We start from the raw sequence: 9,468 nt of genomic DNA on the forward strand, positions 1-9,468 counted from the left end.
ATCATGGAAAACACATTTTTATTTGATTCAAAGGAATTATCTGCAACAGGGCTAGAGCGCAAGCACCAGATTGAGACAGACCCTTCATCTAGAATCAATCACATGGAATACTTGCCAGGTATGGATATTATTGAGTCGGATGTACGTAAAAACGTAATGGAACATTTTGATTCCTATGATTACAACAAATACACAGCTGCAGATGTCAGAAGAGCACTTGCCAGCGATAAATGCTCAATAGAGGATTTTAAGGCACTTCTTTCTCCAGCTGCGGAACCTTTTTTGGAACAGATGGCCAAGAAGGCACAGCAGGAAACAAGTAAGCACTTCGGAAATACGGTATATCTTTTCACACCAATCTATATAGCCAACTACTGCGAGAATTACTGCGTATACTGCGGATTTAACTGTTATAACAAAATCAAAAGATTAAAGCTTTCATATGAACAGATAGAGCATGAAATGCAGGTTATTGCAGATAGTGGAATGGAGGAAATCTTAATTCTCACCGGAGAAAGCCCTGCAAAATCAGATGTTGAATATATAGGCGAGGCATGTAAGATTGCCAGAAAATATTTCAAAATGGTTGGAATCGAAATATATCCGGTAAACGTAAAGGATTACAAATATTTGCATGAGTGTGGAGCTGATTATGTTACTGTTTTTCAGGAAACATACGATTCTGATAAGTATGAGACACTGCATTTGATGGGAAACAAGAGAATCTGGCCATACAGATTTGATGCTCAGGAGCGAGCTCTTATGGGTGGAATGCGAGGAGTTGCCTTTTCTGCACTTTTGGGGCTTTCGGATTTCAGAAAGGATGCCCTTGCATCAGCCTTGCATGTCTACTATTTACAGCGCAAATACCCTTATGCAGAAATGTCATTATCATGTCCTAGACTTCGACCAATTATCAATAATGACACAATCAATCCACTTGATGTAGGGGAAAAGCAGTTGTGCCAGATTATTTGTGCTTATCGTATATTTTTACCTTTCTGTGGCATTACAGTCTCTTCTAGAGAGACTGCAGCTTTTAGAAATGGAATTGTAAAGATAGCTGCTACTAAGGTTTCTGCAGGAGTGTCTACAGGTATTGGTGACCATGAGGAGAAATATACAGGTGAGGAGTCTATGGACCCTTCCGGTGATGAGCAGTTTGAAATATCTGATGGCAGAAGTTTAGGCACAATGTATGTAGACATTTCTGATGAAGGTTTACAACCAGTTTTCAACGATTACATATATGTTTAAAGGAGAAGAATAATGAGAAAATACACAACACAGATGGACGCAGCAAGACAGGGGATTATTACTCCAGAAATGAAGCAGGTGGCGCTGAAGGAATATCGCACACCTGAGGAAATAATGGAGCTTGTTGCCAAGGGACAGGTTGCTATTCCAGCAAATGTAAACCATAAGTGTCTTAATCCAGAAGGTGTAGGCAGTATGCTTCGTACAAAAATAAATGTCAATCTTGGCGTATCCCGTGACTGCAAGGATTACGATATCGAAATGCAAAAGGTTATGGCTGCAGTGGATATGGGGGCTGAGGCCATTATGGATTTATCCAGCCATGGAAACACAGAGCCATTTAGAAAGAAGCTGGTAGATGAATGTCCAGCAATGATAGGCACAGTGCCTATTTACGACAGCGTAATCCATTATCAGAGAGATTTAGCTACATTGACAGCAAAGGATTTTATCGATGTGGTTCGTTTACACGCTGAAAACGGAGTGGACTTTGTGACACTTCACTGTGGAATTACACGTAAGACAATCGATCAGATAAAGCTTCATAAAAGAAAGATGAACATTGTATCAAGAGGTGGTTCACTTGTATTTGCCTGGATGTCTATGACAGGGGAGGAGAACCCATTTTATGAATACTATGATGAGATTTTGGATATCTGTCGCCAGTATGATGTGACAATATCACTTGGTGATGCTTGTAGACCTGGCTGTCTTGCTGATGCCAGTGATGTGTGTCAGATAGAAGAATTGGTACGTTTAGGAGAGCTAACAAAGCGTGCATGGGCCAAGGATGTGCAGGTTATGGTGGAAGGTCCAGGCCATATGCCAATGGACGAAATTGCTGCTAATATGAAAATTCAGCAGAAGGTTTGTATGGGAGCCCCATTCTACGTACTTGGACCTCTTGTTACTGATATTGCTCCAGGATATGACCATATCACATCAGCAATCGGAGGTGCGATAGCGGCTCAAAACGGTGCAGCATTTCTTTGTTATGTTACACCTGCGGAACACTTGGCTTTGCCTAATCTTGAGGATGTTAAACAGGGAATCATTGCATCAAAGATTGCAGCACATGCAGCAGATATTGCTAAGCATGTACCACATGCAATGGATAGAGATAATGCCATGGCAGATGCCAGACAGTGTTTTGATTGGGACAAGCAATGGGAATGCTCAATTGACCCAGAGACTGCCCAGGCTATCCGTGCTGACCGTTCACCAGAATTTGATGACACATGTTCTATGTGCGGTAAATTCTGTGCCGTTAGAAGCATGAATAAAGCCTTGGCAGGAGAGTACATAGATATTTTAGGCTAATTGCCTTCAAAATCAGGTCCCATATTTCCGGGGCCCATATCATTAGGGGCCATATCATCAGGTCCCATATCAGGAGTTTGGCCTGCGCCTGGGTCATTTGTTGACAAAGGTGCAGGTTCATTTCTCCAATCTGTTATAGGTTCTTGAGGCTCGTTAATTGTAAAGTTGCCCTCAGTAATCTGGCCGCCATTGTTATCAATATCGCTCTTTTCTACGGTTGAACCATATACGTTTGTGTAGCTCATAGCTGTTGCTGTACAAGCAGGAAGTTTACTTCCTAATTCACTTCTAGTGTGGTCATCAGATATAGCTTCATCAGTTAAATTAAAATACGTATATACGGATGAACCATAGCTTTCTGAAATAGAATCATCCCAGGTAAGATCTACATTATAAAAATCTCCATCAACGGAAATGATATTCCAAGCGTGATCGCCACCAGATGCTGTTCCTGTAAGGTAATAGCAGGTTAAGCCAGCCTCTTGGCAAATAAGCTGGAAAGCCCTTGCGTATCCGGCGCATACTGTGGAGCCGTTAACAAGTGCTGAGTATGCACTTTGATTTAAATCAGCGTTTGTATTATAAGTAGTTAATTCGCAAATTGCATCGTGTATATACAATTCTTTTTCGATATCAGAAGAGTATGCGCTTGCAGCAGTAGAAATGCTATCTACAACACTATCGAACTGAGTCTTCGCCGAATCCAACTGGTCACTTGATATTCCAAAGCTCAGCTGAACCTGTACAACCGCATTGGATTTGTTATATCCATATTTATAAGATGTGTTGAGCCAGAAAAGCTCAGGATGATCATTGAATACAGAATTAATAGTCTCGCTTAATTCTGACTCAGAAAGTTCATTTACCAATGTGAAAATCTCAGTATTGTAAGCTACTGCATTTGCGTATATCTGGTTGTAAACAGCCTGTTCCTCGGAAGATAGAAGAGCTCGATAAGGATATACGGTAGAGTCAAATGTATAATCCTCACCAGTATTAACAGGCGAATCCAGGGAGCTTGAATCCTGCTCGGTGCCAGTGCCCTCCATAGGGCCATTTCCCAAGGTGTGTTCACTACTTGAAAGGTTGGAAGTCGACTGTGCGAAAAAGCCTTTTGCAGCAGCTATGGTTTCGGTAACGTAGGAGATAGTGTCGTCAACATCTATACCGAATAGGGGCATGCATAACACGAATCCCTCTACAAGAATGGCAATGGTAAATGTAATGATTATTCCTTTAAAAAAAGATGAAAGCTTTTTTCTTTTTTTCATAATTGACCTCTGTTGTGATATTAAAAAACTATCTGTATTATAAAATCTAAAAAAGAAGAAAGCATCAGGAAAACCCTAAGATTCAGCTAATCGTCACTTAAAATTCAGATTAAAAATTACATTATCATCTATGCAATCCACCCATATTTTACCTTCATGCTCAGTAGCAATAGCTTTAGCAATAGATAGTCCTAAGCCATAATGTCCAACTCTTTCTGCTCTTGAATAATCAGATCGATAGAATCGTTCAAATATTTTTTCACGTTCATTTTCAGGAATCTCTTCACCTGTATTAGCTACTTTTAGCATTATTTTGCCAGATTCTTCCGTTAGAGTAATATTTATTTTTCCATTAGGCGAACAGTTACTTATGGCATTGTCTATCAGTATAGAAATCAGTTTTTCCATGTTAGTTTTATCGCAAACTTTTATTATGTCATTGGCTATATCATAGTTAAGCTCAAGATTATTCTCATAGGCAGATGCTTCGAAGGGCAGAATATTGGCTAGTACAAGTTCACTTAGATTAACTTCGCTCATTGTTGGTTTGATGTTTTCAAGACGTGCTAAATCCAATAATTGATGAACGATAGTAGACATTCTTTCATTTTCATATTTTATGTTTTCTAGCCATGGATTATCAGGCAAGTTGCGACCAAGAATTTCTGCATTTGCACTGATTGTGGATATAGGAGTTTTTAATTCGTGACCTGCATCAGAAATAAATTGTTTTTGTTTTTCATAGGCGGTTTCTATTGGCTTTACTACCCATTTTGAAAGAATAATTGAAACCATAAGTAAAATTAATATAGATATTCCACCGAATACAATCATATTTTTGATTAAATAAGAGATGGTCAAATCCATAAGAACTGTGTCCATCATGGTTACTAGAATGTAGTCATCCTCTTTTGTAATAAGATAAGTTACAGAATTGCCTTCGCCATAATCCTTGCCAGATTTTAATAGATTTGAGGCATACTCGACTAGCGCTTCATTAGAAAAACCTGATGGAGCATCATTTAAGTATTCAATTACATTACCATCCAAATCGAAGGCTACAGCATAAAAAGTTGAGACCTGAAAGTTATGAAATGAAGTGGTTGGCGTGAAATCATCGGATGCTTTTTGTGGCGAAGGCTGTAGAATGGCAGAATCAGGAAAACCATTTTCATCATAGGCCTTAGCAAACATGTGGAGCATTTCTTTATTTTCTTTTGTTGTTTGAATACGTGTTGTTCCATATATAATACCTAATGTGGAAACTACTATAAAAATAAGGAACATCATTGTAATTACTACTATTCGAATTCTTGAACGTGAAATCATATTAACCTCTCAATTCGTATCCCATGCCTCTTACTGATTTTATTTCTGTAGTTGAGCCTAAGAATTTAAGCTTTTTGCGTGTAAATGAAATATAAACTTCTACATTATTGTACTCGGCTTCATTATCATAACCCCATACCTTTAAAGTAAGTTGTTCTTTAGAAATAATCTGTTCTTTGTTTGTTAGTAAACATTCAAGTATTTTATATTCTTTTTCTGGAAGGCGAATACTTTTATTTGTATTTGTACATGATAGTGTTAGAGATTTTGTGTTTAATGATAAGTCAAATGCCTCTAAAGTGGATGAGATATCCTTTCTATTACGACGAAGGAGGGCTCTAAGTCGTGCCAAGAGTTCTTCGACTTGAAAAGGTTTTGTCAGGTAATCATCTGCTCCACAATCAAGACCAGCTACTTTGTCAAGTACATCACTTTTAGCAGTAAGCATTAGAATAGGAGTCTCTAATCCATTTGCTCTAGCAGATTGTACAATATCAAAACCGTTCATTGATGGAAGCATTACGTCACATATGATTGCATCGTATATATTTGCTATACAAGCATCGTAACCTTGAGCACCGTCATATTTAACATCTACGATGTAACCTTCTTGATGCAGTAATTCACAAACAGCATCTGCCATTCTTTTTTCATCTTCAATCATTAATATTTTCATAGTTTTACCTCATTTGTATTTTAATATTGTACATATTTTTCTTGAAGAAACCTTGAAAAAACATTGTTCAAATAATCTTCACATTATTTCAAGCTTTCTTCAAGGTTCGCAGATTAAAGTACAGGCACAGTCAATGAAAAAGCAGTTTTGTAAGGAGGCTTTTAATGAAAAAGAGATTTGTTTCATTTTTAATGGTAGCTGCAATGGCTACTAGTATGGTGGCTTGTGGAAGTACTACAGATACTACAACTGAAGTAACAGCAGAAGCTACTTCTTCAGAAACAAGTGAAGAACAGGCATACATAGAGGAAACTTTAAACTTGGCAAATAATGATGAAGTGACCTGGTCCTACGATTCAGAGGCAGATGCATGGATTATGTCAATTGTATCAGCAGTAGCTTATCCAGAAATTGAGGATGAACAAGGTGTTTCCGTATGTGTTCCCGGTGCATATGTGACAGGAATTGATACTGATGGAGACGGTGAAGCAGATGTTACTGCATCAAGCTACTCAGATGCAGTAAACGGTACACTTGTAATTGATTACGAAGCAGAAATTGTTAGCTCAAATGGACAGGTATACACTGCAGCAACTGCTCCTGTAATCGTAAATACAGGTGCAGCAGGATACAGCTCTTCAACAAATACTGAGGCGGCAACAACATATGCATCTGAAGGCTACATCAACATGTCATGTGGTAACAGAGGTAAGAACGATACAGCTACAGATGAAGATGGAAATGAATATTATACAGGTGATGCTCCAAGCTGCCTTGTGGATCAAAAGAATGCTATTCGTTTTGTTAAGTACAATATTTTACTTGGTAACCTTCCAGGTAGCACAGAATACTTTGTTTCAACTGGTGGTTCAGGCGGTGGAGCACATGCTACTATGGTTGCTGCAACTGGTAACAACTCTGATTTTTATGACTATGAAATCGAAGCTGGAGCAGTAGGTGTTTATCAGAATGAGGATGGCAGTTATTCAACATCCGTAACTATTGATGGAACAACATACGAGATTTCAGATGGTGTATGGGGATGTATGGCTTATTCTGCAATTACATCACTATATGAGGCTGATATGGCATTGGCATTTGAATACTATATGGATACAGATTACGATTTTGGCACTGAGTTCAAAGAACAGCTTGCTGAATATCTTTCTGAAGAATACATGGAGTATATCAATGAACAGAACCTTTCTGTAAATGAAGCTGATGTTCAGCTTGATATTAATGGTGATGGAGATATGACAGATACTATTTCTCTTACTATCGAGTATGATGAAGAGAAATATGCAGATACAAATGGATATGGCGGAACATACGTTGATTTCTACTTGGCAGAGTTTGTATCAAATCTTCAGTGGTATCTTGATAATCTGGATTACGCAGAAGGGTGGACTTGGTTTGACGAGGATGGAAATGCTCTTTCTGACGAGGAAGTTGCAGCTATGACATCAGAAGATAAAGCTGAAGCCTTCATTGAAGGTAGATATGCAAAGAGCTCTTCCGGTGGAGATATGATGGGTGGCCCTGGTGAGGGAACTCCTGAAGGGGCAGGCCCAGGTGGTGATATGGAAGGTGCTCCAGAAGGCGCTGGCCCAGATGGTGCAAGTTCTGATGGTGAATCTGAAGAATCATCAGATAGAAGCTTTGATAATAGCGATGTAGCTGCAAATTCAGCTGGTGATACTATGGATGTTGGTACTCCTGATGAAGGAACAACACAGTCTGCAGGTACAACAACTGATTCGGCAAACTACAGCACTTATGAAGAAATGCTTGAATCATATCAGGAAGATATTGCAGAAATTCAGGCTGGGGATAAATATGGTAATAACATAGTAGATCTTTATAATCCTCTTAATTATATTGGCGATGAAGACACTGACGATGCAACTTGGGTTAGAATTCTTTGCGGTGCATCTGAAGGTGACATCTCAATGTTCAACTCATTGAATCTACAGATTGCTATGCTTTCAGCAGGCATTGATGCAACTATTGATTGGCAGTGGGATGGTGGACATGTACCATCAGAAATCCTTGGGGATAGCCTCTCATACTATGTGGATAAGATGTATGGTGAATATGTAGATGGTGCAGAAACTATTACTAAGGCTGAAGCTGAGACCCAGACAGAGAATGGTGATGCTACAGAAGCAACTGGAACAGATATTTCTAGTTGGGTTGATTACAGTGATACATCATCTGTTTCATTTACAGTAGCAGATGCAGTAAGCTACAGAACACAAGGTGCAAGTAAAACTGTACCAGGATTTGATGTAATGGATTATGGCCAGGAAGACTATGTATTTGGTGACAGTGATTCTGATGCGAGACATTGGAGTGAAAAGCTTCTTGAAGTACTTGAAGAGCATGCAGATGTTTTGTCAGAACTATTTAATTCAGGAAATTAATAACTAATAAAAAATAACCATCAGGTCAACAGGCCTGATGGTTTTTGTTATTTGATAGAACGAAGAGTACAGATGTTGTCTCCAATAGTGATGTTGTGCTTATTCAAGAACGCCATGAACTCAGGGTTAAGCTCTGGCTGGCAAACTGACTGTGGATCGTGAGCGTCACAGCCAATTACAAAGTTGGCCCCCATCTCTGTGGCTAAGTCAAAGAACTTGTCGCATGGATAGTTGCGCTTTCCTGTGAAGCCAAGAAGATTTACTTCAAGTGGTATATTTAAATCAATAGATGCAGCAACAAGGCGTTCCATGTGCTTTTTGTAGGTGTTGTCATCGCCATTGTAGTAAATCAAGTCAGGATGTGCCAAATATGTAAACATACCTGTTTGCATTCCCTCGATTGCAGTATCTACGTAATCAATCAAGTGTTGATCATCAGTGGTAGGAGCTCCAGCATAGAATCCATCAATCTCGTCAGGAATGAAATGCTGCCCCTGAATAATATAATCAACAGGATAGTTTCTGAGCTCTTTAATCAGAGCATCAAAGTATTTTCTAAAGTATTCTACCTCGAATCCTATGTAAATAGTGATATCGTCCTTGTATTCTTCTCTAAGCTTTACAAGTGTATCAACATAGTTTTCTAATTCCTCCATACCCATTCTGATGTGTGACTTATAACTGGATGGATATGGCTGTGGTGTGTGATCTGAAAAGCCAAGAATTTTGAAGCCGTTTGCGATGGCAGATTCAATGTATTCTCTTTCACTGCCAGTGGCATGATTACATCTTGGCGTATGTGAATGATAATTTGCTAACATAAAAGTTCCTCCGACAATTGAACATAATATCACAAAATAATAAAATATGATAATTAAGTCCAGCGGTGTGATGTCAAGTGAAGAAGAATAAAAATTCTTTTATTTTTTGATATATTTCACGAAAAGAAAAAACGACCACCTAAGCCCTGTCGACCATATTTTTAAATGAGCAGGGCGTACTCATCAGCAAGTAGGTGATACTACTATGCTGGACGATATAGACGATTGTCTTTCAGCAGTCGAAAGACTAATCGCACAAGTTTACGGGCAGTTAATGCGAGTGCACGTTTATGTTGGTATCTGTTTACCTCTTTGTATTTGAGGTGATAGAAGTCGTTGTATTCCTTGTCGCATCTTACAAGAGATAATGC

Annotated in this window: 7 protein-coding genes; 3 read left to right on the forward strand and 4 right to left on the reverse strand. The window is 38.8% G+C overall.

Going from position 1 to position 9,468, the window contains the following annotated elements; translation table 11 throughout:
• Positions 1-3: 3 nt before the first annotated feature.
• Both thiH and thiC read left to right on the forward strand, forming a co-directional pair.
• Entirely contained in the window at positions 4-1,257 is a 1,254-nt protein-coding gene (gene thiH / locus BM102_RS07175) for a 2-iminoacetate synthase ThiH (RefSeq protein WP_090480452.1), read from the forward strand.
• Positions 1,258-1,269: 12 nt separating this feature from the next.
• The gene (thiC, locus tag BM102_RS07180) at positions 1,270-2,577 is read left to right on the forward strand and encodes a phosphomethylpyrimidine synthase ThiC (protein WP_074791220.1); all 1,308 of its coding nucleotides are present in this window, start codon (positions 1,270-1,272) and stop codon (positions 2,575-2,577) included.
• On the opposite strand, the gene BM102_RS07185 is transcribed toward thiC, so the two are convergent.
• The 3 genes from BM102_RS07185 to BM102_RS07195 form a co-directional block, all read right to left on the reverse strand.
• Positions 2,574-3,848, reverse strand: a complete 1,275-nt coding sequence (locus BM102_RS07185) for a transglutaminase domain-containing protein (RefSeq protein ID WP_090480456.1) — start codon at positions 3,846-3,848, stop codon at positions 2,574-2,576. The two genes, thiC and BM102_RS07185, sit on opposite strands and share 4 nt — an antisense overlap.
• 93 nt (positions 3,849-3,941) lie before the next feature.
• Positions 3,942-5,177, reverse strand: coding sequence for a sensor histidine kinase (locus tag BM102_RS07190; protein ID WP_090480458.1), 1,236 nt, complete (start codon positions 5,175-5,177; stop codon positions 3,942-3,944).
• Between the two features lies 1 nt (position 5,178).
• Positions 5,179-5,853, reverse strand: coding sequence for a response regulator transcription factor (locus BM102_RS07195; protein WP_090480461.1), 675 nt, complete (start codon positions 5,851-5,853; stop codon positions 5,179-5,181).
• 164 nt (positions 5,854-6,017) lie between these two features.
• Between BM102_RS07195 and BM102_RS07200 the strand changes: the two genes are divergently transcribed.
• Positions 6,018-8,276, forward strand: a complete 2,259-nt coding sequence (locus BM102_RS07200; protein WP_090480464.1) for a hypothetical protein — start codon at positions 6,018-6,020, stop codon at positions 8,274-8,276.
• 47 nt (positions 8,277-8,323) lie between these two features.
• On the opposite strand, the gene BM102_RS07205 is transcribed toward BM102_RS07200, so the two are convergent.
• Positions 8,324-9,097: a histidinol-phosphatase gene (locus tag BM102_RS07205; protein ID WP_090480467.1), complete on the reverse strand. Its 774-nt coding sequence runs from the start codon at positions 9,095-9,097 to the stop codon at positions 8,324-8,326.
• Between the last annotated feature and the right edge of the window lie 371 nt (positions 9,098-9,468).

Source organism: Pseudobutyrivibrio sp. JW11 (assembly GCF_900115355.1).
In the GTDB taxonomy this organism is placed as follows: Bacteria; Bacillota; Clostridia; order Lachnospirales; family Lachnospiraceae; genus Pseudobutyrivibrio; species Pseudobutyrivibrio ruminis.

Bases quoted from the DNA above. Each gene is read 5' to 3' on its own strand.
- BM102_RS07185 (WP_090480456.1), bottom strand. From the start codon at position 3,848: ATGAAAAAAAGAAAAAAGCTTTCATCTTTTTTTAAAGGAATAATCATT.
- BM102_RS07200 (WP_090480464.1), top strand. From the start codon at position 6,018: ATGAAAAAGAGATTTGTTTCATTTTTAATGGTAGCTGCAATGGCTACT.
- BM102_RS07190 (WP_090480458.1), bottom strand. From the start codon at position 5,177: ATGATTTCACGTTCAAGAATTCGAATAGTAGTAATTACAATGATGTTC.
- thiH (WP_090480452.1), top strand. From the start codon at position 4: ATGGAAAACACATTTTTATTTGATTCAAAGGAATTATCTGCAACAGGG.
- thiC (WP_074791220.1), top strand. From the start codon at position 1,270: ATGAGAAAATACACAACACAGATGGACGCAGCAAGACAGGGGATTATT.
- BM102_RS07205 (WP_090480467.1), bottom strand. From the start codon at position 9,097: ATGTTAGCAAATTATCATTCACATACGCCAAGATGTAATCATGCCACT.
- BM102_RS07195 (WP_090480461.1), bottom strand. From the start codon at position 5,853: ATGAAAATATTAATGATTGAAGATGAAAAAAGAATGGCAGATGCTGTT.